The organism is Arsenicicoccus sp. UBA2120 (assembly GCF_002330965.1).
In the GTDB taxonomy this organism is placed as follows: Bacteria; Actinomycetota; Actinomycetes; order Actinomycetales; family Dermatophilaceae; genus Arsenicicoccus; species Arsenicicoccus bolidensis.
Genome location: NZ_DCYC01000040.1, coordinates 22196 through 47996 on the forward strand (window position 1 = coordinate 22196; position 25801 = coordinate 47996).

Consider the following 25801-nt stretch of genomic DNA (forward strand, 5'->3'; position numbering starts at 1 on the left):
CGTGACGACCCACGAGATCACCAACCCCGCCACCGGCGAGCCCCTGCGCACCGTCGAGCTGGTCGACGAGGAGGCGACCGACCAGGCCGTCGCGCGGGCCGTCGTCGCCCAACGTCGTTGGGCCGCACTGGCTCCCGCCGACCGCGGACGGCTGCTGCGGAGGTTCGCCGACGTGGTGGACGAGCACGTCGAGGAGCTCGCGCGGCTCGAGGTCGCAAACGCCGGGCACACGATCGGCAACGCGCGGTGGGAGGCCGGCAACGTCCGCGACGTCCTGCACTACTACTCCGCCGCTCCGGAGCGCCTGTGCGGCAGGCAGATTCCCGTGGCCGGAGGTCTGGACGTGACCTTCAAGGAGCCGCTGGGCGTGGTCGGGGTCATCGTGCCGTGGAACTTCCCGATGCCCATCGCGGGCTGGGGGTTCGCGCCGGCCCTCGCCGCCGGCAACGCCGTCGTCCTCAAGCCCGCCGAGCTGACGCCGCTCACGGCCGTCCGGATCGGCGAGCTCGCCCTGGAGGCAGGGCTGCCCGAGCACGTGCTCACGATCCTGCCCGGCAAGGGCTCGGTGGTGGGGGAGCGGTTCGTCACCCACGACGACGTCGCCAAGGTGTGCTTCACCGGGTCCACCGCCGTGGGGCAGCGGATCATGCGCGGCGCCGCCGACCGGATCAAGCGCATCACGCTCGAGCTCGGGGGCAAGTCCGCCAACGTCGTCTTCGCCGACGCCGACCTGGACCAGGCCGCCGCCAGCGCCCCCATGGGCGTCTTCGACAACGCCGGGCAGGACTGCTGCGCCCGCAGCCGGATCCTGGTGCAGCGCAGCGTCCTCGACGCGTTCATGGAGCGCTTCGAGCCGGCGGTCAAGGACGTCGTCGTGGCCGACCCGGGCGACGAGGCCACCCAGATGGGACCGCTCGTCAGCGCCGAGCACCGCGACCGCGTCGCGGCCTACGTCGAGGGCGCGGACGTCGACGTGGCGTTCCGCGGATCGAGGCCCGACGGCGGTGGCCACTGGTACGCCCCCACCGTGGTGCTGCCCCGGTCGACCGAGGACGCCGTCTGGCAGGACGAGATCTTCGGACCCGTCGTGGCGGTGCTGCCCTTCGACGACGAGGCCGACGCGATCCGGATGGCCAACGACACGCACTACGGCCTGTCCGGCTCGATCTGGACCAGGGACGTGGGCCGGGCGCTGCGCGTGTCCCGCGCCGTCCAGGCCGGCAACCTGTCGGTCAACTCCCATGCCAGCGTGCGCTACTCGACGCCGTTCGGCGGCTTCAAGCGCTCCGGTCTCGGCCGCGAGCTCGGCCCGGACGCGCTGGACTCGTTCACCGACGTCAAGAACGTCTTCATCGCCGACGCGTGAGGCCGGCCCGCCACGGCATACGGCCTGCTCTGCTCTGCTCGCTCCCACCCGCCATCCTGCGGAACGACGAAAGGAACTGCCCACCATGGGTGCTCGACTCGAAGGAAAGGTCGCCGTGGTCACCGGTGGCTGCAGCGGCATCGGCCTGGCGACCGTGCGACGGTTCGCCGAGGAGGGGGCCCGGGTCGTGATCGGCGACCTCGACCGGACCAACGGCCCGCGCGTGGCCGAGGAGGTCGAGGGGCTCTTCGTCGAGTGCGACGTGACCGACGCCGCGCAGGTGGACGCGCTGTTCAAGGCCGCGTTCGACACCTACGGCTCGGTGGACGTGGCCTTCAACAACGCCGGGATCTCCCCGCCGGAGGACGACTCGATCCTCACGACCGACCTCGAGGCCTGGCGCAAGGTGCAGGAGGTCAACCTCACCAGCGTCTACCTGTGCTGCAAGGCGGCCCTGCCCTACATGCTCGAGCAGAAGCGCGGATCCATCATCAACACAGCGTCTTTCGTGGCCGTCATGGGCGCCGCCACCTCGCAGATCTCCTACACCGCCAGCAAGGGCGGGGTGCTGTCGATGTCGCGCGAGCTCGGCGTGCAGTTCGCCCGCGAGGGGGTGCGCGTCAACGCCCTGTGCCCCGGCCCGGTCAACACCCCGCTGCTGCAGGAGCTGTTCGCCGCGGACCCCGAGCGGGCCGCCCGCCGCCTCGTCCACGTGCCGATGGGGCGGTTCGCCGAGCCGGAGGAGCTCGCGAACGCCGTCGTGTTCCTGGCCAGCGACGAGTCGTCGTTCATCACGGCGGCGCAGTTCCTCGTCGACGGCGGCATCTCGGGCGCCTATGTCACGCCGCTCTGACCCCCCGGTCGTGGCCCTCACGACCTACGTCGAGGAGGTGTCGCGGACGCCGTGGGTCGACCAGCCCTCGGCGGTGCTGCCGCGCGACTACACCCTGGCCGTCGAGCGGGCGGGCGCCCTGCCCGTCCTGCTCGTGCCGCGGCTCGACGTGACGCCCGCCGTGGTCTCGGGCTGGCTGGACCGCGTGGACGCCCTGATCATCAGCGGCGGGGTCGACGTCGAGTCCAGCCGGTATGGCGCTCCACCGCACCCCTCGGTGCAGCAGGCCAGGCCGGACCGGGACGAGACCGAGCTGCTCCTCGTGGCCGAGGCACGGCGTCGGGGGATGCCGCTGCTCGGCATCTGCCGGGGCATGCAGGTCATGGCCGTCGAGACCGGCGGGACGCTGGAGCAGCACCTGCCCGACCAGGTCGGCCACGACGAGCACTCCCCAGCACCAGGGGTGTTCGGGACCCACGCGGTGTCGGTGCGGTCCGGGTCACGGGTGGCGGCGATCGTGGGGGAGCAGGTGGACGTGCCGACCTATCACCACCAGGCCGTGCTGACCCATCCCGGCTACGACGCGAGCGCCTGGACCGCGGACGGCACGCTCGAGGCGATGGAGGACCCGGACGCCGACTTCTGCCTCGCCGTGCAGTGGCACCCGGAGGCCGGCACCGACCCGTCGCTGTTCGAGGCCCTCGTGGCCGCGACCCGGTGAGACGACGAGACGGCGCAGCGGCATACGCCGTCATCATGGGGCGGACGACCGCCCCCGCCCGAGAGGACGAGCCATGGGAGACCGGCCCGCACTGCAGGTCTACGACACCACCCTGCGCGACGGCGCGCAGCAGGAGGGTCTGCACCTGACCGTCCAGGACAAGATCGCGATCGCGCGTCACCTGGACGAGCTGGGGGTGGGGTTCATCGAGGGCGGCTGGCCGGGCGCCAACCCCCGCGACACCGAGTTCTTCGCCGGGGCACGGGACCTGCGGCTGTCCAACGCCGTGCTCACGGCCTTCGGCGCGACGCGCAAGGCGGGTGGGCAAGCCCACAGCGACCCCCAGGTCCGGGCGCTGCTGGACTCCGGGGCGCCGGCCATCACCCTGGTCGCCAAGGCGCACACCCGGCACGTCGAGCAGGCGCTGCGCACCACGCTGCCGGAGAACCTCGCGATGATCCGCGACACGGTGACCTTCCTGGTGGGGGAGGGCCGGCGGGTGTTCCTGGACGCCGAGCACTTCTTCGACGGCTACGAGCTCGACCGTGACTACGCACTCGAGGCCGTCCGGGCGGCGGTCGAGTCGGGGGCCGAGGTTGTCGCCCTGTGCGACACCAACGGCGGCATGCTCCCCGCGCGGATCGCGGACGTCGTCGACGACGTCACGCGGTCCACCGGCGCCCCCCTCGGCATCCACTGCCACAACGACACCGGGTGCGCCGTGGCCAACTCCCTCGCCGCGGTCGACGCGGGCGTGGTGCAGGTGCAGGGCACCGTCAACGGGTACGGCGAGCGCACCGGCAACGCCGACCTGCTGACCATCATCAGCAACCTGCAGCTCAAGCTCGACCGGCCCGTGGTGGCCGACGCCCAGCTGGCCGCGGCCTCGCGGATCTCCCACTCCATCAGCGAGATCACCAACATCACGCCCTACGGCCGCCAGCCCTACGTCGGGTCCTCGGCGTTCGCGCACAAGGCCGGGCTGCACGCCTCGGCCCTCAAGGTCGACCCCGACCTCTACCAGCACGCCGACCCCTCCTCGGTGGGCAACCGGATGCGGACCCTGGTGTCCGACATGGCCGGTCGCGCCTCCATCGAGCTGCGCGCCCGCGAGCTCGGCCTGGACCTGTCCGGGCAGGGGGAGGTGCAGTCGCGGATCGTGGCCCTGGTCAAGGACCTCGAGCTGCGCGGCTGGACCTTCGACGCCGCCGACGCGTCCTTCGAGCTGCTGCTGCGCCGCGAGGTCACCGGCGAGCCGATCTCCTACTGCGACGTGGAGTCCTGGCGGGTCATCGCCGAGGCCCGCGGAGACGGGGGAGCCGTGTCGGAGGCCACGGTCAAGCTGCGTGCCGGCGGGCGCCGCCTCGTCGCCACCGGCGAGGGCAACGGTCCGGTCAACGCCCTCGACGAGGGCCTGCGCACCGCCCTCGCGGGTGTCTATCCCGAGATCGACGGCGTGGAGCTCGTGGACTACAAGGTCCGCATCCTCGACTCGGCGCACGGGTCCGACGCCGTGACGCGCGTGCTCATCGAGATGGCCGACGACAACCAGTCGTGGACGACCGTAGGCGTGGCCGCCAACATCGTCGAGGCGTCCTGGATGGCCCTGCTCGACGGGCTGACCTATGGCCTGCACAGCGCGGGGATCCCCGTCCGCTGACGGTGTGCATCAGGGGTGATGCGCTCTATGATGCAGGCATGCGTACCACCGTCAACCTGCCTCCTGCGGTCCACCGCCAGGCCCGCGAGCTGGCGGCTCAGCGCGGCGCGTCCCTGTCGAGCGTCATCGCCGACCTCGCCGCCCGAGGGCTGGCCCAGCTCGACCGCCCGGTCGCCATCGCGACCGACGAGCGGACGGGACTGCCGGTGCTCTCGGTCGGTCGTCCCGTCACGTCTCGTGAGGTGGACGAGGCGCTGAACGAGGCGTGAGCACCTACCTGTTGGACGCGAACGTCCTCATCGCCCTCGTCCTCGCCGAGCACGAGCACCACGACCGAGCGGCTCGCTGGATCTCGGACGTGGAGGCGTTCGCGCTCTGCCCGGTGGTCCAGGGGTCACTGGTCCGCTTCCTCCTGCGGCTGGGGGAGACCGCCGGCACGGCGAGGTCCATCCTGGGCGGCGTCCAGGCCCATCCCTCCTGCGCATGGTGGCCGGACGACCTCTCCTACGCAGAGGTGGATCTGGCTGGGGTGCGGGGCCATCGACAGGTGACCGACGTCTATCTCGCCGGGCTGGCTGCCCGGCACGGCGGCCTGCTGGCCACGCTCGACCAGCCGCTCAGCGCCCTGCGGCCCGAGCAGGTCGTCCTGATCCCGTGACCGCCTCGCTCACCCGATCACCCGATCACTCCTGGGCAGGAGGGCGTCGCACGCGGCCATGAGCCGCTCGCGGACGGGCGCTGCGGCCTCGCTGACGGCGCGCTGCCGCCGCACGTGCTCGGCCTTGCCCTCGGCGGTCTCGATCGCGATGTTGGGGAGCCCCAGGGGCTCGGTGTCGTAGGGCGAGCTCATCATGTCGAGCAGCCTTGCCTCGCGGGCGATCTCGAAGCAGTCCAGCACCGGGCCGCCGGGGATGCCGGGCGCGAGCTTGAACGCCCAGCGATAGAGGTCCATCGCCCCGCCGTGCAGGCAGCCGGGCTGCTCGTGGTCCTGGATCGTCTCGCGCGTGGGACGGATCTCGTTGCGCCCCACCGCCTCTGGGGTGAAGAAGCGGTAGGCGTCGAAGTGCGAGCACCGGATCTCGTGGCTCTCGACGACCGCGTCGGTGCCGTCGCGCCCGAGCCGCAGGGGCAGCGACCGGTGCCGCACCTCGTCCTCCGGCAGGCGATAGACCATGGCCCACTCGTGCAGGCCGAAGCAGCCGAACCTCGCCTCACGCCCGTGCGTCCGCGCCAGCAGGTCGCGGACGAATCTCACGGTGGCGCCGCGCTTCTCGACATACGAGCGCACGTCGAGCCGGGTGAGTCCCTCGGTGGTGAGGTATCCCGACCAGCCGGCGTGCTCGGGCGAGTCCTGCAGCGCCACACCGGGACCCGGGTGCCAGCGCGCGAGATGGCCTGGCCGGAAACCGTAGTACTCGAACAGGAAGTCCTCGACGGGGTGCTTCTCGCCCCGGGCGCGGCGGGCGAGGTGTGCCGCGGTGGCCGCCTCGGCCCGCTCCCGGTGGGCGGCCGCGAGCGGCTCCCACTGGGCCCGGGTCAGCACGATCACCCGCAGATCCTAGGCGCCGGACGCGTCGGTGGGACAATGAGGGGATGGACCCGCAGCACGTCGAGACCATCGCCGAGAAGCGCATCCGGGAGGCCCAGGAGCGTGGGGAGTTCGACAACCTCCCCGGCGCGGGCAAGCCCCTGCCCAGCCTCGACCGCCCCTATCGCGAGGACTGGTGGATCAACGGACTGATCGAGCGCGAGCAGCTCGACATGACGGGTGCCATGAACCCGACCATGGCGCTGCGCAAGGAGGCTCACGCGATGGACGAGAGCGTGCGCGACGTCGCGCGGGAGGAGTCGGTGCGGGCGATCGTGGAGGACTACAACCGGCGGGTCAAGCTCGACCGGCTGCGACCGGCGATCGGCAACCAGATGCCGCCCATCGCCAAGGTCCTGGACGTCGAGGAGATCGTGGCCGTATGGCGGGAGCACCGCCGCTACGTGGAGGCCCAGGCACGGCTGCGGTCCGAGGCCGAGCGGCGGGCGCGGGAGCAGGCCGAGGCGGAGCGTCGGGCCGGCGTCTGGTGGCGCCGCCTCCTGCGTACCTGCCGGCGGTAGGTGTATCAGCCTGGGGGACGAAGGCCGGTCGATGCCTTCGCCGGGGGTAGGTTTGGCGGGTGCGTATCGCGAGATTCACCCTTGGAGAAGACCCGGCCTACGGCGTCGTCGAGCAGGAGGGTGACGACCTGGTCGTCGCCCAGATCGGCGGCGACCCCATCTACCAGCAGATCGCCTTCACGGGCCAGCGCTACCCGCTGGACGACGTGCGCCTGCTCTCGCCCGTCATCCCCCGCAGCAAGGTGATCGGGATCGGCCGCAACTACGCCGACCACGCCAAGGAGATGGGCAACGAGCTCCCCACGGAGCCACTGATGTTCATGGTGCCCAACACCGCGGTGTCCGGCCCCGGCGACCCCGTGCCGATGCTCGCCACCAGCAGCAACATCCACTACGAGGGCGAGCTCGCGGTGGTCATCGGCAAGATGGTCCGCGCCGTCGAGCCGGAGCTCGCCCTGGCGACCGTGTTCGGCTACACCTGCGCCAACGACGTCACCGCCCGCGACCTCCAGAAGTCCGACGGGCAGTGGTCGCGCGCCAAGGGGTTCGACGGCTCCAAGCCGCTCGGCCCGTGGATCGAGACGGACCTCGACCCGAGCAACCTGCGCGTGCAGACCCGCCTGGACGGCGAGACGGTGCAGGACGGCTCCACCAAGGACCTGATCTTCGACGTCGCCACGCTGATCTCCTACGTCTCCCAGTCGTTCACGCTCCTGCCGGGCGACGTGATCCTCACCGGCACGCCCGCCGGTGTCGGTCAGGTGCAGGAGGGCCAGCGCGTCGAGGTCGAGGTGGAGGGCATCGGCACCCTGTCCAACCCCTTCGTCCGCGCCCGCTGACCCCGACGCGCCACTCCGCAGCACCCGGCCCCGCCCCGCCCTGCAGGCCCCGCCCCGCCGGCCTCGCCCCGCCCTCACATCATCGGTCACCAATGACGTGAGGGCGGCCCTTTTGAACGATCCACAACGCCATTGGTGACCAATGGCGCGGATACCGAGGGCGCGCGAGCGCGAGGGGACGTTGCGGTGTGGGATGGGGTGGGGTGGTCAGAGGGTGGCGAGCCAGAGGCCGGCGAACGCCGCGAGGACCGAGCCCACCAGCATCCCGAGCGCGTGGCCGGCCCCCGCGCCGAGCCGTCCGTCGGACACCAGCCGCACCGTCTCCACGCTCGCCGTCGAGAAGGTCGTGTAGCCGCCGCACAGGCCTGTCCCCAGCACCAGACCCCACTCGGCCCCTAGCGCGTGCCGAGCGACGAGCCCGCTGACCAGGCCGAGCAGCAGCGAGCCCGTGACGTTGATCAGCAGGGTGCCGAGCGGGTATGCCGCACCCACCCGCTCGCGGACCACCCCATCGACCACGAACCGCAGCGCGGCGCCGACACCGCCCGCGATCGCCACCGCAACGAGGACCAGCGCCGTCATGCCCCTCGCCGCCCGTGCGCCCTTGCCCCGCAACGGATCCCCGCGAGAGCCGCACCCGCGCCCAGCAGCACCGTGCCGAGGGCGTAGGCGAGCGCCATACCGGCTCGTCCCTCCTGCAGCAGGTGGGCGGTGTCCAGGGCGAGCGTCGAGTAGGTCGTGAAGCCCCCGAGCACGCCGGTCCCGACGAGCAGGCGACCGGCCCGCTGCCGGCCACGGTCCGGACCGCGCAGGGCCAGCCGCTCGAGGAGGAGGCCCAGGGCGAACGCCCCGGCCACGTTGATCGCGAGCACCGCCACGTCCACGTCGTCCACCCCCTGCGGTGGGGCGGCCAGCACCAGCCCCGCCCGCAACGCCGTCCCCACCGCTCCGCCGACGGCCACGAGCGCGACGTCATGGGGTCGCAGGCGCGGCTGAGGGACGGGGCGGGAGGGCGAGGGGGTCATCGCCGCCCATCATCGCGCACCCGGCGGCTCCCGATAGGCTGACCCCACCATGACTGACGCTGCTCTCACCCCCGCTCGCACCCGTGTCGCCCCGTCGCCCACCGGCGACCCGCACGTCGGGACCGCCTACATGGCGCTGTTCGACCTGGCCTGGGCCCGCAAGACCGGCGGCCGGTTCGTCCTGCGCATCGAGGACACCGACCAGGCCCGCTACGTCGAGGGCAGCGAGCAGCAGATCTTCGACACGCTGACCTGGCTGGGGCTGACCTACGACGAGGGCCCCGATGTCGGCGGCCCCTACGCGCCCTACCGGCAGAGCGAGCGGCTGGACACCTACAGGCCGTATGTCGAGCAGCTCGTCGCGGACGGCCACGCGTACTACTGCTGGTGCTCGACCGAGCGCCTGGCCGAGATGCGCGAGCTGCAGCAGAAGGCCAAGCTGCCCACCGGCTACGACCGGCTGTGCCACGGCAAGACCCGCGAGGAGCGCGCGGCGCTGCCGGGATTCACCGACCGGCCCGTCGTGCGCATGCTGATCCCCGAGGACGTCGAGACCCGCTTCGAGGACGTCATCCGCGGCTGGGTCAACGCGCCCACCCCGGACGACCAGGTCATCCTCAAGGCCGACGGCTTCCCGACCTATCACCTGGCCGTCGTGGTCGACGACCACCTCATGGGCATCACCACGGTCGTGCGCGGCGAGGAGTGGATCTCCTCGACCCCCAAGCACGTCCTGCTCCATCGCTGGCTCGGGTGGGAGGTGCCGCAGTTCGCGCACATGCCGCTGCTGCGCAACCCCGACAAGTCCAAGATCTCCAAGCGCAAGAACCCCGCCGCCCGCCTGACCTGGTTCCGCGAGGAGGGCTACCTGCCCGAGGCGCTGCTGAACTTCCTGCAGCTCGTGGGCTACCCGCCGGTGGCGGACGGCCAGGAGGTCAGCTCGTTCGACGAGTTCGTGGAGCCCTTCGAGTGGACCAAGGTCAACACGGTCGGCCCGATCTTCGACATGGACAAGCTCAACTGGCTCAACGGCCACTACATCCGTGCGCTGTCCCCGGAGGACCTCGCCGGCCGGATCGTCGCGCACCTCGTGCGGACGGGCGAGCTGCCGGGCGAGCCGACCCCTGCGCAGATGGACCTGGTCACCCAGGCCACCCCGCTGGTGCAGGAGCGCATGCAGCTGCTCAAGGAGGCCGGCCCCATGCTCGGCTTCCTCTTCGTCACCGACGAGGAGCTGACCTTCGACCCCGACTCGGTGGCCGCGCTCAAGGACGACGCCCCGCAGGTGCTCGACGCCTCGATCGCCGCGCTGGAGGGCCTGGAGGACTTCACCGCCGAGCCGATCCAGGCGGCCCTGCGCGCCGCGATCGTCGACGGTCTCGGCATCAAGCCCAAGTTTGCGTTTGCGCCCGCCCGCGTCGCGGTGACCGGTCGACGGGTCTCGCCGCCGTTGTTCGAGTCGATGGAGATCCTCGGTCGTAAGTCGACGCTGACGCGCCTGCGCCGGCTGCGCGCCACGCTGTGACCGCCGGTGCGCCGACGCGGATCACCGCGCTGCTGCTCGACATCGACGACACCCTGCTCGACACCCGCTCGGCCATGCGCCGGGCCGCCGCCCGCTGCATCACGCAGGTGTGGCCCGAGGCGGGGGAGCGGGCCGACGAGCTCGGCGTCCGCTACCACGCCGACCCGGGCGGCTTCTTCGGCGGCTACACGCGCGGCGAGCTGACCTTTGCCGCGATGCGGGAGTCGCGGCTCCAGGAGGTGGCGACGCACGGTGGACTTGCCTGGGAGGCAGGGTCCTTCGCGGGGTTCGAGCAGGGGTGGCCGGACGCCTTCCGCACCGGGACCCGGGCGTTCGACGACGTGGCGCGCCTGCTGGAGCGGGCGCGTGCCGACGGGCTGCTGGTCGGCGCGCTGACCAACTCCTCGACCGAGTTCACCACCCTCAAGCTCGACGTCGTCGGGCTGAGCGACGCCTTCACCGCCATCGCGACGACGGACACCCTCGGCGACGGCAAGCCCGACGCCCGCGCGTTCTGGCGGGCCTGCGAGCTGCTCGGCTCGTCGCCGGAGCAGACGATGTATGTCGGGGACGACCTCGCCGTCGACGCGCAGGCGGCGGTCGCGGCGGGGCTGCACGGCGTGTGGCTCGACCGACGCGGGGAGTGGGCCGGCCGTGATGATGGTGACGTCGGCGTGCCCGTCGTGACGCCCTTGGACGACGTGTCCTGGCGAGCATGAGGCGGCATACGGCCGATTTGGGCAGCGGCGTCGCCCTCCGGTAGAGTTCTCTCTTGGTTCGCCCGCGCGTCACCGGCCCCGCAGGGGTCCTGATGAAGGGGTGACTTCTCTTGGGGTATGGTGTAATTGGCAGCACGACTGATTCTGGTTCAGTTAGTCTAGGTTCGAGTCCTGGTACCCCAGCCAATCGCCGGTCGGCCTTCAAAGGCCCGGCCCGATTGGGAGAAACCCGAAGTTTCGGCTAGAGTTTCTCCTCGTTGCTCGCCGCCCCGCAAGGGCTCGGAGCAGCTGATTGCCCCCGTTGTGTAGTGGCCTAGCACGCCGCCCTCTCACGGCGGTAGCGCCGGTTCGAATCCGGTCGGGGGTACGTCGAGAAGGTCCCTCTCCCACTCGGGAGGGGGACCTTTCGCGTTGCCCGGTTCGTGGCTGACCTCCCCCAGCGCCTGCCCAGGGGCGGCGCTGGCGCGCCCTCGCCCGGTGTGGTGGTGTGGACCTCATGAAGAAGTTCGTCAACGACGCCGACACCTTCGTCCGCGAGAGCCTCGAGGGCCTCGTCCTGACCCAGCCCGGACTCGCGCTCCTCGAGGGGCGCACCATCGCCGTGCAGGCCGACCGGGTCGTGAGCGGACATGACGTCGGCCACGGCAGCGGCGGCGACACCCGGGGCAGCAGCGGGGCTGACCGAGAGGCCGTCCCGGTGGCGCTGATCTCCGGCGGTGGAGCGGGGCACGAGCCTGCGCACGCCGGATTCGTCGGCGAGGGCATGCTGACCGCGGCCGTCAGCGGTGGGGTCTTCGCGTCGCCGAGCGTCGACGCGGTCCTCGACGGGATCCGCGCCGTCACCGGGTCGGCCGGGGCGCTGCTGATCGTCAAGAGCTACACCGGGGACCGGCTCAACTTCGGGCTCGCCGCGCAGCTGGCCCAGGACGAGGGGTATGCCGTGGAGACCGTCGTCGTGGGTGACGACATCGCCCTGGGTGACGCCGACACGCACGCCGGGGCGCGCGGCCTCGCCGGCACGGTGCTGGTGCACAAGATCGCGGGCGCCCTCGCCGCCTCCGGGGCCGACCTCGCCGAGGTGACCGAGCGCGCCCGCTCGGTCGCCGGTCGGCTGGCTACGATGGGGGTCGCCCTGCGGCCCGGCACCATGCCGGGGTCGGGCGAGGCGACCTTCGAGATCGACGAGGACCGGATCGAGCTGGGGCTGGGGATCCACGGCGAGTCCGGCGTCGAGCGGGTCCCGCACCGCCCGGCCGACGAGCTCGCGGCCGAGCTGGTGGACCGCGTCCTGGCTGCCCGCCCGCTCGACGACGGGGCGCGAGTCGCCCTGCTGGTCAACGGGCTCGGGGGCACGCCTCCTGCCGAGCTGTCCGTCCTGACCAGGGCCGCGCACCGGCTGCTGGGGCAGCGCGGGCTGCGGGTCGAGCGGACCTACCAGGGCTCCGTCATGACCAGCCTCGAGATGGCGGGGGCCTCCGTCACGGTCCTGCCGCTCGAGGAGGGGGAGACGGAGCTGCTCGACGCGCCCACCAGCTCGCTGGCCTGGCCAGGTGGCGGCGGTCCGGTCGAGAGGCACGACGACGTCCCGGTCCCCGAGGCCACCGCCGACGCGGCCGATCCCGGCGAGCCCGACCCGCAGGTGCGCGCCGCGGTGGACGCCGCCTGCCAGGCGGTCCTCGACGACGAGTCCCGGCTCACCGAGCTGGACCAGGTCGTGGGGACGGCGACCTGGGGGAGGCGCTGGCGCGCGGGGCGCGAGCCTGGCAGGAGGACCCGGCCGACGGCTCCGCGGCATACCTCCTGCGGGTCCTGTCGGCCCGCTGCCGGCGGGCCATCGGGGGGACGAGCGGCCCGCTGTATGCCGCGGGCCTCGTGGCGGCCGCCCAGGCGCTCGAGGACGGCGCCGACTGGCCCGGCGCCCTCGCGGCGGGGGTCGACGGGATCCAGGAGCTGGGCGGTGCCGAGCCCGGCGACGGGACGATGGTCGACGCGCTGCGCCCTGCGGCCGACGCCGCCCCCGACGGCTGGGAGGCCGTCCTGGCTGCGACCAAGCAGGGGGTGCGGAGCACGGTCGAGGGCGTGTCCCGCAAGGGCCGGGCGAGCTATGTCGGTGCGCGCGGTCAGGGGCACCCCGACCCCGGCGCCGAGGCGGTCCTCACCTGGCTGCGGGCGGTCCGCGAGGCCGGTCGAGCCGGATAGCGGTGGCCCGCGGTGAGACCGCGCGGGCGGCATACGGCCCGGTGTGACCTGGAACACGCACCCCGGTGATTGAAGGATAAATCGGACAGAGCAGAGTTGAGTCATCAACCGGCCATCCGACCGGTGGAAGCACTCAGCTAGGAAGCACCATGCGTCGCAAGACCCTCGACACCCTCCTGTCCGCCACCGGCCTGCTGCTGGCCCTCGTCCTGCTCGTCGCGGGCGGGCTGCTCACCTGGGCCTCGACCTTCGCGCAGGGCCAGGTCCACGACCAGCTCGCCGCGCAGAAGATCACGATGCCGTCCGGCAAGGCCCTCGAGGACCCCCAGATCAAGCCCTACCTCGAGAAGTACGCCGGCCAGGAGATGACCACCGGCGACCAGGCCAAGGCCTTCGCCGACCACTACATCCTGGTCCACATGAACAAGTCCTCCGCCGGCAAGACCTACGAGGAGGTCTCGGGCGAGTTCATGAAGCTGTCCAAGGACCCCGCCGCCGACAAGGCCGAGGTCGCCAAGCTCGGCGAGCTGCGGCAGAGCCTGTTCATGGGCAACGCGCTGCGGAGCATGCTGCTCACCGCCTACGCCTTCGGCACCATCGGCCTCATCGCCAAGATCGCCTCGGTCGTGGCCTACGTCGGCGGCGCGCTCCTGCTGCTGCTCGGCCTCCTCGGCCTGCGGCACGCCAAGCGTGCCGGCGACGCCGTCGTCTGACCGCTGTCCGACAGATCACACCGGGCGCCGGTGCCGCACGATTGCGGCACCGGCGCCCCGGCGATTGGATGAGGTATGACCTTCGAGGACGCCTACCGGCGCAAGCTCGCCAGCCCGCACGACGCCGTCGCGATCGTCGAGGACGGCGACACGACCGTCGTCCCGACCGGCGTGGGGGAGCCGCCGACCCTGCTCGAGGCCCTCTCGGACCGGCGCACCGAGTTCACCGACGTGCGGGTCGAGCAGATCCTGCCGCTGCGGCCCTTCGGCTACCTCGACCCCGAGACCCGCAGGTGCCTTACGCCTTCGGCGACTGCCACGTGCACATCGACCAGGTCACCGCGATCGTCGAGGACGAGCGCCCGCTGACCGCCGTGGGACTGCCCGAGATCGGGCCGGTCCAGCAGGCGATCGGCACGCACGTCGCCGAGCTCATCCCCGACGGGGCGACCATCCAGATCGGGTTCGGCGCCATCCCCGACGCCGTCGTCATGCAGCTCACCGACCGCAAGGACCTCGGCGTCCACACGGAGATGATCGGTGACGGCATCCTCACGCTGGTCGAGGCGGGCGTCGTCACCAACCGGCTCAAGACGGCCTTCCCGGGCAAGAGCGTCGCGACCTTCGCCCTCGGCTCGGAGCGTCTCTATCGCTGGATGCACCGCAACCGGGGGCTCGAGATGCACCCCGTCGACGTCACCAACGACCCCTACCTCGCCGGCTCCAACGACCTGCTCCACACCATCAACGCCACCATCGAGGTCGACCTGGCCGGTCAGTGCTGCTCGGAGTCGATGGGCTACGTGCCCTACTCCGGCACCGGCGGCCAGTCCGACTTCGTGCGCGCGGCCAACCGGTCCCGCGGCGGCAAGTCCTTCATCGTCACCCCGTCCACGGCCAAGGGCGGCACCGTGTCGCGGATCGTCCCGACCCTGAAGCCCGGCGCCCACGTGTCGACCTCGCGCAACGACGTGAGCCATGTCGTGACCGAGCACGGCGTGGCGCACCTGCGCGGCAAGACCAACGCCGAGCGGGCCGAGGCGCTCATCGCGATCGCCGACCCGGCGTTCCGCGAGCAGCTGGGGGAGCAGGCCCAGGAGATGCACCTCCTCTGACCCCCCATGCCCGTCCAACCCCTTCCATCCGGCGATCGTGAGTGTTCGGTCCACCATTCGTGGACCAGACACTCACGATGTTGGTGGGGTTCGAGGCGCGGGCGGCGGGGCCGGGGAGGGTCTTGCTGGCGCGTATGACGTCCCGGCGTCACCACCCTCGACGCGCGTCACGCGGGGGCCCCGCTAGGCTCGAACGACGCGATCGATGGATCGCCCTCTGGGCCCGCCTGCTCCTCAGCACGCGGTCGCCCGCACCCTGAACCATCGAGCCCCGATGAAGGTGTCCCCGTGTCTGAACTCCGTGATCTGTTGCCCGTCAACGCGATTCGCCTCGACGTCGACGCGTCCGACTGGCGGGCGGCGATCCGTGCGGCCGGCGAGCTGCTCGGCGAGACCGGGGTCGCCGGGGACTCCTACACGGACGCCATGATCCGCGTCGTGGAGGAGCACGGTCCCTACATCGTCCTCGCGCCGGGCTTCGCCCTGGCCCATTCGAGGCCGGACGACTCCGTCACGCGGACCGGCATGAGCCTTGTGCGTCTGGCCGAGCCCGTGCGCTTCGGGCACGACACGAACGACCCGGTCACCCTCGTCATGGCCCTCGCATCGGTCGACTCGTCGGCCCACCAGGACGCCCTCGCGGCGCTGGCCGGCGTGCTCGCCGCCCCGGAGTGCCGCGAGGCGTTGGAGCGAGCGCAGACGCCGGACGAGGTGCGCGACGCCCTCGCCGCTCGTCCCGCAGCGGCTCCGGCGGCTGCTGCATCCTCGGCCCCTGCTGACGCGCCCCCGGCAGCCACCACCACGCGCTCCACCGACGAGCAGCACGACCTCCGTCCCGCGATGGCCGACACAGCCGTCACAGGCGATGCCGTGCCGTCCAAGCGGCTCATCCTCACGGTGTGCGGCAACGGCCTCGGGACGAGCCTGTTCCTCAAGAACACCACGGAGCAGGTGCTCGACCGATGGGGCTGGACGCCATACCTCTCCGTCGAGGCCACCGACACGATCTCGGCCAAGGGCCGAGCCAAGGAAGCCGACTTCCTGCTCACCTCCGGGGCGATCGCCCAGACCCTCGGTGACGTCGGGGTTCCCGTGGAGGTCATCGACAACTTCACGTCCCAGAGCGAGATCGACGCCACTCTGCGGCGTCTCTACGCCATCTGACCGGCCTTAGTCACCGGCTCACCCACCCCTGCGCGCATCGGAGCGACCCATGGACGTCCTGCTGGCCATCGCCCAGTTCCTCGTCAACGAGATCCTGAGCGTCCCGGCCTACCTCATCGGCATCATCACCGCCATCGGCCTGATCGCCATGCGGCGCAGCGCCGGCCAGGTGGCGGGAGGCGCGCTCAAGGCCGTCCTCGGCTTCCTCCTGATCGGTGCCGGCGCCGGTCTCGTGGCGGCCTCGCTCACCCCCCTGGGCAAGATGATCCAGGGCGCGCTCGGCGCGCAGGGTGTCGTCCCCACCAACGAGGCCATCGCCGGCATCGCGCAGGCGCGGTACGGCGCGCAGGTGTCGTGGCTCATGATCCTCGGCTTTGTCGTCGCGATCCTGCTCGCCCGCTTCACGCCGCTGCGCTACGTCTTCCTCACCGGGCACCACCTGCTCTTCATGGCGACGCTGATCACGATCGTCATGGCCTCAGCAGGCATGCCCCCGGTCGTGGTGGTCGTCCTGGGGGCGATCCTCCTGGGGATCCTCATGGTGTCGCTGCCCGCGCTCTCCCAACCGTGGACCCGCAAGATCACCGGCGACGACTCCATCGCGATCGGGCACTTCGGAACCGCGGGCTACGTCGCCGCGGGCACCGTCGGACGCCTCGTCGACCCGCGGGGGACCAGCCGTTCTACCGAGGACCTCAAGGTCCCCGAGTCCCTACGCTTCCTGCGGGACTCGATGGTGGCGACGGCGCTGTCCATGGTGCTGATGTATGTCGTCGTCGCCGTCCTCTACCTCGTGCGCGCAGGGGCGACGACCGCCTTCACGGCGTTCGAGGGCGGCGCGACCAACGTGGGCAACTACGTGATGCAGGCGGTCACCCAGGGTCTGCAGTTCGGGATCGCGGTCGCGGTCATCCTCTTCGGCGTCCGCACGATCCTCGGTGAGCTCGTGCCCGCCTTCCAGGGCATCGCGGCCAAGGTCGTGCCCGGGGCGATCCCGGCGCTGGACGCCCCCATCGTGTTCCCCTACGCCCAGAACGCCGTGCTCATCGGCTTCCTGTCCAGCTTCCTCGGTGGCCTGATCGGCCTGCTCCTGCTCGGCGTCGTCTTCGGTCCGATGTTCGGGCTCGCCCTCATCCTGCCGGGGCTCGTGCCCCACTTCTTCACGGGTGGCGCGGCGGGTGTCTACGGCAACGCCACGGGCGGTCGCCGGGGCGCGGTGGCCGGCGGCCTGGTCAACGGCCTGCTGGTGACCTTCCTCCCCGCCCTGCTGCTCAAGGTGCTCGGCTCCTTCGGCTCGGAGAACACCACCTTCGGCGACGCCGACTTCGGCTGGTTCGGCATCCTGATCGGCTACGGCGCCCGCGCAGGCGTGGTGGCCGGCACGGTGATCCTGTCGCTCATCGGCCTGGCGCTGCTCTCGGCGGCCATCCTCGTGCAGAAGCGCGTGGTCGACCGGAGGTGGGACCCGGCACCGGCCGCCGGTCGGGCTGCCCCGGCCACCGTCACGGGTGCTGGGGTCGGCTCAGGCTCCGGGACAGCAGGACCCAGCAGCGCGGCGATGTCCACGCACGGATCCGGTGGGGCGCCTCGCTACCCGCGCATCGCACCGCCGGAAGGCGCTCCCACGCCTCCGCCCCCGCTCGAGGATGCGTCACGCCCCTGACCCGGGCCCTACGCCCTTCGTTCCCCCGAGATCGTGAGTGTTCGGTCCAACATCCTTGGACCAAACACTCACGATCTTTGGGGAGGACGACGCGTTTCAAGCGCACGTATGACGAGACGATCGTCCCGAGATGTGGAACGGCGGGTCACAGTGTGTGGTCCGTCCTAGGAGGTCCCCATGTCCAGCCCCGCGCCCACCGAGCAGCGCGACCCGTCCACCGCAGCCGAGGACCGCTCGGCCCGGATGGCCGTCACCCTCTTCCCGATCCTGATCCTGGCGGCCGCATCGTTCGGCTATCTGGCCCCGTCGTCGGCGAAACCCCTTCTGCCCCACGTCAACACGCTGCTAGGGATCATCATGTTCGGGATGGGGCTCAGCCTGCGCGGGCAGGACTTCGCGCTCGTGGCCCGCCGGCCGCTTCCCGTCCTCATCGGTGTCGTCGCCCAGTACCTCGTGATGCCCCTGCTCGGCTGGGCGGTGGCCAAGGCGCTGGGGCTGTCCCCGGAGCTGGCAGCCGGCGTCATCCTCGTGGGTTGCGCGCCCGGCGGCACCGCCTCCAACGTGGTGAGCTATCTCGCCAAGGCGGACACCGCGCTGTCGGTGGCGATGACCTCGGTGTCGACCCTGCTGGCCCCGATCCTCACCCCGCTGCTGACGCTGTGGCTCGCGGGGACCTACCTCCCCGTCGACGCGCGCAGCATGGCCTCCAGCATCCTGTGGATCGTGCTCGTCCCCGTCGTGCTGGGCCTGCTGGTGCGCACCTTCCTCGGCCGGGTCGTCGAGCGGGTGCTTCCCGCCCTGCCCTGGGTGTCCGTCGTCGCCATCTCGCTGGTCGTGGCCGCCGTCGTCTCGGGCTCGGCGTCCAAGGTCGTCGCTGCCGGCGGGATCGTCCTGCTCGCCGTCGTCCTGCACAACGGTCTCGGCTACCTGGTGGGCTATGGCCTTGCCGCCCTCACCGGACAGCGTGAGCGGGCCCGGCGCACCGTCGCCATCGAGGTCGGGATGCAGAACTCCGGTCTGGCCGCCGGCCTTGCGTCGCAGTACTTCTCGCCGACGGCCGCCCTGCCGGGCGCCGTGTTCTCGATCTGGCACAACCTCTCCGGAGCCATGCTCGCGGCGTACTTCCGGCGCCGCCCGATCCGCGATTGACCACCAGTGCGGGTAGGGGAGACGGGTAGGCAGGGGCGACGGGAGGGCACGGCGGTGAGCCAAGTCTTGGCCTGGATGGCGGCCGGTGTTCACGGGCGCGACACCGGGTCGCCCTGGATGCAGAATCTGCTTGCGGCACCACCCTTCTCGAGCCCCAGGAGCCCCCGTGCGCAGACTCGTCCCCCTCGCTGCTGCCAGCACGCTCGTCCTCGCCGTCACGTCGTCGGCCACCTCCGCAGCAGGCGCTCCGGTCGATCCGGCCACGCCGCTGGTCTCGCGGCCCCAGGTCGCCAAGGACCTGTCGCGCTACGTCGACCCCCTCGTCGGCACGAGCAACGGTGGCAACACCTATCCCGGCGCTGTCCGACCCTTCGGCATGCTGTCGTGGAGCCCCACCAGCACCGCGGGCGACCAGACCAGCACCGCTGCCTCCAACGGCTACAGCCATGACACCACCAAGCTGCGCGGCTTCTCGCTGACGCACGTCAACGGCGCCGGCTGTCACCCGGGCGCCATGGGTGACGTCCCGATCTTTCCCCACCCGGCCGCGATGGGGATCTCGCCCTCGGCGGACACCAAGGACGAGGCCTACGCCAGCACCTTCTCTCACGCGGGCGAGCGCGCGGTGCCCGGTCGCTACACCCTGGCCCTGGACAACGGCGTCCGCATCGACGCGGCCGCCACCACCCGGGCCGCCGTCACGTCGCTGGGCTTCCCTGCGGGCAAGCCCGCCAACCTGTTGTTCCGGACCTCGAACTCGCTCAACGGGAGCGAGTCGGCCGAGATCTCCATCGACCCGGCCACCCGCACCGTGACCGGGTCGGTCCTCACGGGCGCCTTCTGCGGTCGCCGCGCGACGGGCAACGGCAGCAACAAGCGCAGCTACTACCGCCTGCACTTCGTGGCGAGCTTCGACCGGGCCTTCACCGGGACGGGTACGTGGGTGAACGACCGGATCCGTCCCGGGACGAGGAGAGCCATCGGAGGTGAGGGCTACGAGACCGGGGCGGCTCGCGCCGGGAAGGGCTCGGGCGGCTGGGTCTCGTTCGCACCGGGCACCACGGTCGGCATGAAGGTCGGCATCTCCTACACCAGCCTCGGCGCGGCCAGGGCCAACCTCGCCGCCGAGGTCGCGCCGCGCGACACGGTCGCCAGCGTGGCCAGGGCGGCCGACCAGCAGTGGGACGAGCAGCTGACCCGGGTGCAGGTCGCCGGGGGGAGCACGGAGTCCCGCACCAAGCTCTACACCGCGCTCTACCACGCCTTCCTCGAGCCCAACGTGGTCAACGACGTGGCCGGGACCTACTGGGGGGCCGACCAGCGCGTCCACCGGCTGTCTCCCGGCCAACGCGCCCAGCTCGGCAACTTCTCCGGCTGGGACGAGTACCGCGCCCACACGCAGCTGCTCGCGCTCCTCGAGCCCCGGCTCGCCGGCGACTTCGCCCAGTCGCTGCTCAACAACAGCCGGCACCACGGCGGGGTCTGGGACCGGTGGGTGCACCTGACGGCCTGGACCCACGTCATGACGGGGGACCCGAGCGCGCCGACGCTGGCGGGCTTCTACTCCCTCGGGGTCCGCAACTTCGAGACCCGGGCGGCGTTCGCGTCCCTCTACCGCCAGGCGACCGTGCCGCACGCGGACGGCCTGTCGACCTACGGGTGCCCGGGCCAGTGCGCCGGCATCCGCCCGGACCTGGCGCAGTACCTGGCGCTCGGCTACGTGCCGCAGGACGGTGGCCACAGCTGGGGCGGCGCCGCCGAGACCCTGGAGGACTCGGTGGCGGACTACGCCCTGGCGGACTGGGCTGCACGTCTCGGCCGTACGTCGGAGGCCGACGCCATGCGCCGCCGGGCGTCCAGCTGGAAGAACACCTTCAACCCCGTGGCGACGCCCGACGGCGGCTACCAGCAGGCGCGCAACGCGGACGGCTCGTGGGTGCAGCCCTTCACGCCCGCCTCCGACAAGGGCTTCGCACAGGGCAGCTCGGCGACCTACACCTGGATGGTGCCGCACGACGTCTCCGGCCTGTCGCGGGCCATGGGTGGCGACGCCAGGGCCATCAGCCGACTGGACGCCTTCTTCCGCAAGCCCGACGGGTCGTGGGTGACGGGCGGTGACCCGCTCCGCTACGACGCGACCAACGAGCCGGGCATCCACACCCCCTGGCTCTACAACGCGCTCGGTGCTCCGTGGAAGACGCAGGAGGCCGTGCGGGCGATGGAGCGTCTGGCCTACACGACCGGACCCAAGGGGCTGCCGGGCAACGACGACCTGGGGACCATGTCCTCGTGGTACGTCTTCGCGGCGCTGGGGATCTATCCCCAGAACCCCGCCCGTGCGGAGATGCTCCTGTCGAGCCCGGTCTTCCCCCGGGCCTGGATCCGGCGCGACGGCGGGGCGACGATCCGGATCGACGCGCCGGCGGCCTCCCCCGACCACGTCTACATCGACCGGGTGCGCGTCAACGGCAGGCCGTGGACCCGGTCCTGGCTGACCGAGGGGGTCGTCAACGACGGCGGCGTCGTGCGGATCGACCTGCGCCGCACCCCCAACACCCGGTGGGCCACGATGCCGGGCGATCGCCCGGTCGACCGCTGAGGCCGTATGACGCAGCGCCCCGCCTCCTGTCCGGCTGAGCTCGGGCGGCGGGGCGCCGTCATGCGCGGCCCCGATGCGCGATCGACCGCCAGCGCCCCCACCCGGGATCGTGAGTGCTTGGTCCAAGAATGTTGGACGAAACACTCACGATCCTGCGAAGCGTGGCCAGCCTGCGAGGGGGTGGCCGGCCTGCGAGGGGGTGGCCGGCCTGCGAGGGGGTGGGGAAGGGCGAGGGCCAGGGGCCCGTCTGTCAGTGGTCCGTGACGAGGCGGAGGAGCTCGTCCCAGGTCGACACCTTGACGCGCTCGCGACCCTCGCCGCGGCCGAGCTCGATCTCCGCCGCGTCGATGGCGCGCCAGTCGGCCAGGGTGCTCGGGTGGTGGCCGCGGGCGCGGAGGACAGGGCCGACACCGTCTCGAGACGCGCCGGGTCGATGACCCTCGCCGGTCCCAGGGTCCGCGACGGCGCCAGGCTCCTCGACCCGCCCACCCTGCGGGTCCCGTGGAGCGTCCTCGGCTGCCTGCAGGTCGGCGAGCACGTGCGCCACGGTCTGCGCGGCGTCGGACTTGTTGGTGCCGATGACGCCGATCGGTCCGCGCTTGACCCAGCCCGTGCAGTACTCCCGCGGCTGCCTCACGCCCGCCTCGTCGACGACGCGGCCCTCGACGTTGGGGATGATCGCGCGCGTCCGGTCGAACGGCACGTCGGCCAGCGGGCTCCCGCGGTAGCCCACCGCGCGCAGCACGAGCTGCACGTCGAGGGTCTCGAGCGAGCCCGTCCCCTCGACCGATCCGTCGGGAAGCAGCCGGGTGCGCTCGACCGTCAGACCGTCCACCCGCCCGTCACGCTCGGTCATCTCCACCGGCCGGGCGTAGAACGCGAAGTGCAGCCGTCGCCGGCCCCCGTCCGATGCGGGGGCGCCGTCGCCCTCGGTGGGCAGACCACGCAGCAGCTGGACGTTGGCGCGCGTGCGCCGGTCGAGCGCCGCCTCGTCCAGCCCGTCGAACGCCCCCTCGGAGACGGTCACGTCGATCCCCGGGGTGGCGACCAGCTCGCGCAGCTCCTTGGTCGTGTAGCTCGCGTGCTGGGGACCCCGCCGCCCGACGATCCACACGTCGCGCACCTCGCTGCGGGCGAGCTCCTCCAGGACGGGTTCGGCCATGTCGGTCACCCTGAGCGAACGGGCCTCCTTGAGCAGGATCCGGGCCAGGTCGACGGCGACGTTGCCGACGCCGACCGTCGCGACCGCCCGCACCCCGTCGAGCGGTTGAGGTCGCGCGTCGGGGTGCCCGCCATACCAGGCGACGAACTCGCGCGCGGAGCGGCTGCCGCTCAGGTCCTCCCCGGGTATGCCGAGGCGCACGTCCTCGCTCGCCCCGACCGCGTAGATCACCGCGTCGTAGGCCTCGAGCAGCTCGGCCCGGGACACGTCACGACCCACCTCCACGAGCCCCCAGAAGGTGACGCCCTCCAGGTCGAGGGTGCGGGCGAGCGCCGTCGCCACCGAGCGGATGCTCTCGTGGTCCGGGGCGACGCCGTAGCGCAGCAGGCCGAAGGGCGTCGGCATCCGGTCGAGCAGGTCCACGTGGACCGGCAGCTCGTCCTGACCGGCCAGCGCCTGGGCGGCGAAGAGCCCGGCGGGTCCGGCGCCGACCACGGCGACCCGTCGGACGCGGTGCGCGTTCGTCATACGGTCAGGGTCCACGCTCAGCCGCGCAGCTCGGGGAAGTCGTCCTCGTGGAAATCCCCGGTCGGACGCGCGTCGGCGGTGGCGTAGCCCGCGTCCTCGGCCTGCCGCAGCTCGACGCGGCGGATCTTGCCGGAGATCGTCTTGGGCAGCTCCGAGAAGGACAGGCGCCGGATCCGCTTGTAGGGCGCGAGGTTCTCGCGGGAGTGCCGGAAGATCTCCCGCGCGGTGTCGGCGGTCGGCTCGACGCCCGGGGTGAGGACCACGACGGCCTTGGGCACCGCGAGACGCAACGGGTCCGGCGACGGCACGACGGCCGCCTCGGCCACGAAGTCGTGCTCCAGCAGGACGGACTCGAGCTCGAACGGCGAGATGCGGTAGTCAGAGGCCTTGAAGACGTCGTCCGCGCGGCCGACGTAGGTCAGGTAGCCGTCCTCGTCGATGCTCGCCACGTCACCCGTGTGGTAGTAGCCGTCCCGCATGACCTCGGCGATCTTGTCCGGGTCGCCGTTGTAGCCCACCATCAGGCCGAGGGGGCGGTGAGCCAGGTCGAGGCAGATCTCGCCCTCCTGCACGCCGACCTCGCCGGTCGCGGGGTCGACGAGCCGCACGACGTAGCCGGGGGAGGGCCGTCCCATGGCGCCGGGCTTGACCGGCTGGCCGGGGGAGTTGGACACGGCGAGCGTCGTCTCGGTCTGGCCGAAGCCGTCGCGAACCGTTGCGCCCCAGCCCTTCTCGACCTGCTCGATGACCTCGGGGTTGAGCGGCTCGCCAGCCCCGACCACCTTGGTGGGAGGGTTCTGCAGACCACCCAGGTCGGACTGGATCAGCATGCGCCACACGGTCGGCGGGGCGCAGAAGCTGGTCACGCCGCACCGGTCCATGTGGTGCATGAGCGCCGCGGGGTCGAACCGCGTGTAGTTGTAGATGAACACGCACGCCTCGGCGTTCCAGGGGGCGAAGACGTTGGACCAGGCGTGCTTGGCCCACCCCGGCGAGGAGATGTTGAGGTGGATGTCGCCGGGCTCCAGGCCGACCCAGTACATCGTCGTGAGGTGCCCGATGGGGTAGGACGCCTGCGTGTGCTCCACCAGCTTGGGCTTGGAGGTCGTCCCCGACGTGAAGTAGAGCAGCATCGACTCGTCGCCGCGGGTCGGCACCTCCGGCGTGTACGTGTCGGGGGACGCGGCGGAGTCGGCATACGACGACCAACCGTCGACCGGCTCGCCCACGGCGATGCGGGTGTAGTCGCCGGAGACCCCGTCGAAGATCCCCACGTCCTGCGAGCGGGCGATCGCGTGCTGCGCGCCGCCACGCTCGATCCGGTCGCGGACGTCCGCGGGACCGAGGAGGGTGGTCGTGGGGATGATGACGGCGCCGAGCTTGATGCAGGCGAGCATCGACTCCCACAGCTCGACCTGGTTGCCGAGCATGATGATCACGCGCTCGCCGCGCCGGACGCCCTGGTCCCGCAGCCAGCTCGCGACCTGCGCCGAGCGACGTGACATCTGCGCGAACGAGACCTTGGCCTCCGACCCGTCCTGCTCGACGATCCACAGGCAGGGCTTGTCGTTGCCCTCGGCGATCTGGTCGAACCAGTCGAGCGCCCAGTTGAACTCGTCGATCTGCGGCCAGGTGAAACGCTCCTTGGCGGCGGCGTAGTCGGTGCGCAGGTCCAGGAGCAGGTCCCGGGCCTCGCGGAAGGTCTCGGTCGCAGCGGTCATCGTCTCTCCTCGTCGAGTCGGATGTATGGCGGAAGCCTGCGACCAACGTAGGACGGGAGAGCGCGAGGTGGGGCCGCCGAATCGTTGAGCGGTCGCCGTGACCCGCCGGGCGGCTCGCGTCATGGACCGACCCGAGGTCGTCACGGCGACATGGCGTGCGAACCCAGGCGGACGTGCCTACCTCAGGTCGTCACGTCCGCCCGGCGGGCTGACCCGGGCGGACGTGCTTACCTGAGGGAGGTCAGACGGAGGAGGTGCGGCGCAGGATCTCGGTGAGCTTGTTGGCGCCGGCGACGACCGTGGCGGCGTGCAGGCGGCCGGGCTGGCGCGAGATGCGCTCGATGGCCCCCGAGATGGAGACGGCCGCAACGACGCGCCCCGAGGGGCCCCGGACGGGCGCGGAGACCGAGGCGACGCCGAGCTCGCGCTCGCTGACGCTCTGGGCCCAGCCACGGCGGCGGACGCCCGACAGGGTGGTGGCGGTGAACTTGGCGCCCTGCAGGCCGCGGTGCAGCCGGTCGGGCTCCTCCCACGCGAGCAGGACCTGCGCGGCGGACCCGGCGAGCATGGATAGGGAGGCGCCGACGGGGATGGAGTCGCGCAGGCCCATCGGGCGCTCGGCGGCGGCGACGCAGATGCGGTGCTCGCCCTGACGGCGGAAGAGCTGGGCGCTCTCGGAGGTGTGGTCGCGCAGCGCCCCGAGGACCGGGCCGGCGGCGGCGAGGAGGCGGTCCTCGCCGGCGGCGCTGGACAGCTCTGCGAGGCGGGGACCGAGGACGAAGCGGCCCTGCATGTCGCGGGCGACGAGGCGGTGGTGCTCGAGGGCGACCGCGAGACGGTGGGCGGTGGGGCGGGCCAGGCCGGTGGCGGCGACCAGCTGGGCCAGCGTGGCCGGTCCGGCCTCCAGCGCTCCGAGCACGACGGCGGCCTTGTCCAGAACGCCGACTCCAGAAGAGTTGTCCATAGGGTGATACTGCCGTCTCGCAGCCTGA

General features: G+C 71.9%; 24 protein-coding genes, 2 tRNA genes and 1 pseudogene. 21 read left to right on the forward strand and 6 right to left on the reverse strand.

The window, feature by feature from the left end; translation table 11 throughout:
- The first annotated feature begins 1 nt into the window (after window position 1).
- The 6 genes from B2P18_RS05185 (at window position 2) to B2P18_RS05210 (ending at window position 5237) form a co-directional block, all read left to right on the forward strand.
- Window positions 2–1366: an aldehyde dehydrogenase family protein gene (locus B2P18_RS05185; protein WP_239265013.1), complete on the forward strand. Its 1365-nt coding sequence runs from the start codon at window positions 2–4 to the stop codon at window positions 1364–1366.
- 85 nt (window positions 1367–1451) lie between these two features.
- On the forward strand, window positions 1452–2219 hold the full coding sequence (locus B2P18_RS05190; protein WP_239265011.1) for a 3-oxoacyl-ACP reductase: 768 nt from the start codon (window positions 1452–1454) through the stop codon (window positions 2217–2219).
- Window positions 2220–2229: 10 nt separating this feature from the next.
- The gene (locus tag B2P18_RS05195) at window positions 2230–2919 is read left to right on the forward strand and encodes a gamma-glutamyl-gamma-aminobutyrate hydrolase family protein (RefSeq protein ID WP_286956429.1); all 690 of its coding nucleotides are present in this window, start codon (window positions 2230–2232) and stop codon (window positions 2917–2919) included.
- A gap of 73 nt (window positions 2920–2992) precedes the next feature.
- Window positions 2993–4579, forward strand: coding sequence for a citramalate synthase (gene cimA / locus B2P18_RS05200; protein WP_019287815.1), 1587 nt, complete (start codon window positions 2993–2995; stop codon window positions 4577–4579).
- Window positions 4580–4617: 38 nt separating this feature from the next.
- Window positions 4618–4848 carry a hypothetical protein gene (locus B2P18_RS05205; RefSeq protein ID WP_286956432.1) on the forward strand — a complete coding sequence of 77 codons (231 nt, stop codon included), beginning with the start codon at window positions 4618–4620 and terminating at the stop codon, window positions 4846–4848.
- Entirely contained in the window at window positions 4845–5237 is a 393-nt protein-coding gene (locus B2P18_RS05210; RefSeq protein WP_239265005.1) for a TA system VapC family ribonuclease toxin, read from the forward strand. The genes B2P18_RS05205 and B2P18_RS05210 overlap by 4 nt, the downstream gene beginning before the upstream one ends.
- A 9-nt stretch (window positions 5238–5246) precedes the next feature.
- On the opposite strand, the gene B2P18_RS05215 is transcribed toward B2P18_RS05210, so the two are convergent.
- Window positions 5247–6128 carry a 3-methyladenine DNA glycosylase gene (locus B2P18_RS05215; RefSeq protein WP_313534943.1) on the reverse strand — a complete coding sequence of 294 codons (882 nt, stop codon included), beginning with the start codon at window positions 6126–6128 and terminating at the stop codon, window positions 5247–5249.
- A 44-nt stretch (window positions 6129–6172) separates the two neighbouring features.
- Here B2P18_RS05215 and B2P18_RS05220 point away from each other — a divergent pair, with 44 nt between their 5' ends.
- Both B2P18_RS05220 and B2P18_RS05225 read left to right on the forward strand, forming a co-directional pair.
- A complete protein-coding gene (locus B2P18_RS05220; protein ID WP_286956434.1) occupies window positions 6173–6688 on the forward strand; it encodes a DUF1992 domain-containing protein in 516 nt (171 codons plus the stop codon).
- Window positions 6689–6747: 59 nt separating this feature from the next.
- Window positions 6748–7527 carry a fumarylacetoacetate hydrolase family protein gene (locus tag B2P18_RS05225; RefSeq protein WP_239265001.1) on the forward strand — a complete coding sequence of 260 codons (780 nt, stop codon included), beginning with the start codon at window positions 6748–6750 and terminating at the stop codon, window positions 7525–7527.
- A gap of 207 nt (window positions 7528–7734) precedes the next feature.
- On the opposite strand, the gene crcB is transcribed toward B2P18_RS05225, so the two are convergent.
- Complete coding sequence (crcB, locus tag B2P18_RS05230; protein WP_239264998.1) at window positions 7735–8109, reverse strand: fluoride efflux transporter CrcB; 375 nt, start codon at window positions 8107–8109, stop codon at window positions 7735–7737.
- The gene (locus B2P18_RS05235; RefSeq protein WP_239264996.1) at window positions 8106–8552 is read right to left on the reverse strand and encodes a fluoride efflux transporter FluC; all 447 of its coding nucleotides are present in this window, start codon (window positions 8550–8552) and stop codon (window positions 8106–8108) included. Before B2P18_RS05235 ends, crcB begins: the two co-directional genes overlap by 4 nt.
- A gap of 49 nt (window positions 8553–8601) precedes the next feature.
- Here B2P18_RS05235 and gltX point away from each other — a divergent pair, with 49 nt between their 5' ends.
- The 13 genes and pseudogenes from gltX (at window position 8602) to B2P18_RS05295 (ending at window position 21398) form a co-directional block, all read left to right on the forward strand.
- Window positions 8602–10077 carry a glutamate--tRNA ligase gene (gene gltX, locus B2P18_RS05240; RefSeq protein ID WP_286956439.1) on the forward strand — a complete coding sequence of 492 codons (1476 nt, stop codon included), beginning with the start codon at window positions 8602–8604 and terminating at the stop codon, window positions 10075–10077.
- Window positions 10074–10796, forward strand: coding sequence for an HAD family hydrolase (locus B2P18_RS05245; protein ID WP_286956440.1), 723 nt, complete (start codon window positions 10074–10076; stop codon window positions 10794–10796). The genes gltX and B2P18_RS05245 overlap by 4 nt, the downstream gene beginning before the upstream one ends.
- Before the next feature lie 111 nt (window positions 10797–10907).
- Window positions 10908–10982, forward strand: a tRNA-Gln gene (locus tag B2P18_RS05250).
- Between the two features lie 108 nt (window positions 10983–11090).
- Window positions 11091–11163, forward strand: a tRNA-Glu gene (locus B2P18_RS05255).
- 129 nt (window positions 11164–11292) lie between these two features.
- Window positions 11293–12321 (forward strand): annotated as a pseudogene (locus B2P18_RS18865) (dihydroxyacetone kinase subunit DhaK); the annotation flags it as partial.
- Between the two features lie 215 nt (window positions 12322–12536).
- Window positions 12537–12995: a DAK2 domain-containing protein gene (locus tag B2P18_RS18870; protein ID WP_414630884.1), complete on the forward strand. Its 459-nt coding sequence runs from the start codon at window positions 12537–12539 to the stop codon at window positions 12993–12995.
- A gap of 149 nt (window positions 12996–13144) precedes the next feature.
- A complete protein-coding gene (locus B2P18_RS05265; RefSeq protein WP_019287804.1) occupies window positions 13145–13708 on the forward strand; it encodes a hypothetical protein in 564 nt (187 codons plus the stop codon).
- A 75-nt stretch (window positions 13709–13783) separates the two neighbouring features.
- Window positions 13784–14077, forward strand: a complete 294-nt coding sequence (locus tag B2P18_RS05270) for a hypothetical protein (protein ID WP_286956445.1) — start codon at window positions 13784–13786, stop codon at window positions 14075–14077.
- The gene (locus B2P18_RS05275; protein WP_286956446.1) at window positions 14002–14823 is read left to right on the forward strand and encodes an acetyl-CoA hydrolase/transferase family protein; all 822 of its coding nucleotides are present in this window, start codon (window positions 14002–14004) and stop codon (window positions 14821–14823) included. Before B2P18_RS05270 ends, B2P18_RS05275 begins: the two co-directional genes overlap by 76 nt.
- A 288-nt stretch (window positions 14824–15111) precedes the next feature.
- The gene (locus B2P18_RS05280) at window positions 15112–15987 is read left to right on the forward strand and encodes a PTS sugar transporter subunit IIA (protein ID WP_286956447.1); all 876 of its coding nucleotides are present in this window, start codon (window positions 15112–15114) and stop codon (window positions 15985–15987) included.
- A 49-nt stretch (window positions 15988–16036) separates the two neighbouring features.
- Window positions 16037–17650: a PTS ascorbate transporter subunit IIC gene (locus B2P18_RS05285; protein ID WP_286956448.1), complete on the forward strand. Its 1614-nt coding sequence runs from the start codon at window positions 16037–16039 to the stop codon at window positions 17648–17650.
- Window positions 17651–17827: 177 nt separating this feature from the next.
- Window positions 17828–18799, forward strand: a complete 972-nt coding sequence (locus B2P18_RS05290) for a bile acid:sodium symporter family protein (protein ID WP_286956450.1) — start codon at window positions 17828–17830, stop codon at window positions 18797–18799.
- A 166-nt stretch (window positions 18800–18965) separates the two neighbouring features.
- Window positions 18966–21398, forward strand: a complete 2433-nt coding sequence (locus B2P18_RS05295) for a GH92 family glycosyl hydrolase (protein WP_286956452.1) — start codon at window positions 18966–18968, stop codon at window positions 21396–21398.
- A 250-nt stretch (window positions 21399–21648) separates the two neighbouring features.
- On the opposite strand, the gene B2P18_RS05300 is transcribed toward B2P18_RS05295, so the two are convergent.
- From B2P18_RS05300 to B2P18_RS05310, 3 genes are all read right to left on the reverse strand, one after another.
- The gene (locus tag B2P18_RS05300) at window positions 21649–23088 is read right to left on the reverse strand and encodes an FAD-dependent oxidoreductase (RefSeq protein ID WP_286956454.1); all 1440 of its coding nucleotides are present in this window, start codon (window positions 23086–23088) and stop codon (window positions 21649–21651) included.
- A gap of 17 nt (window positions 23089–23105) precedes the next feature.
- Entirely contained in the window at window positions 23106–24809 is a 1704-nt protein-coding gene (locus B2P18_RS05305; RefSeq protein WP_286956456.1) for an AMP-binding protein, read from the reverse strand.
- Window positions 24810–25050: 241 nt separating this feature from the next.
- Complete coding sequence (locus tag B2P18_RS05310) at window positions 25051–25773, reverse strand: IclR family transcriptional regulator (protein ID WP_019287958.1); 723 nt, start codon at window positions 25771–25773, stop codon at window positions 25051–25053.
- Between the last annotated feature and the right edge of the window lie 28 nt (window positions 25774–25801).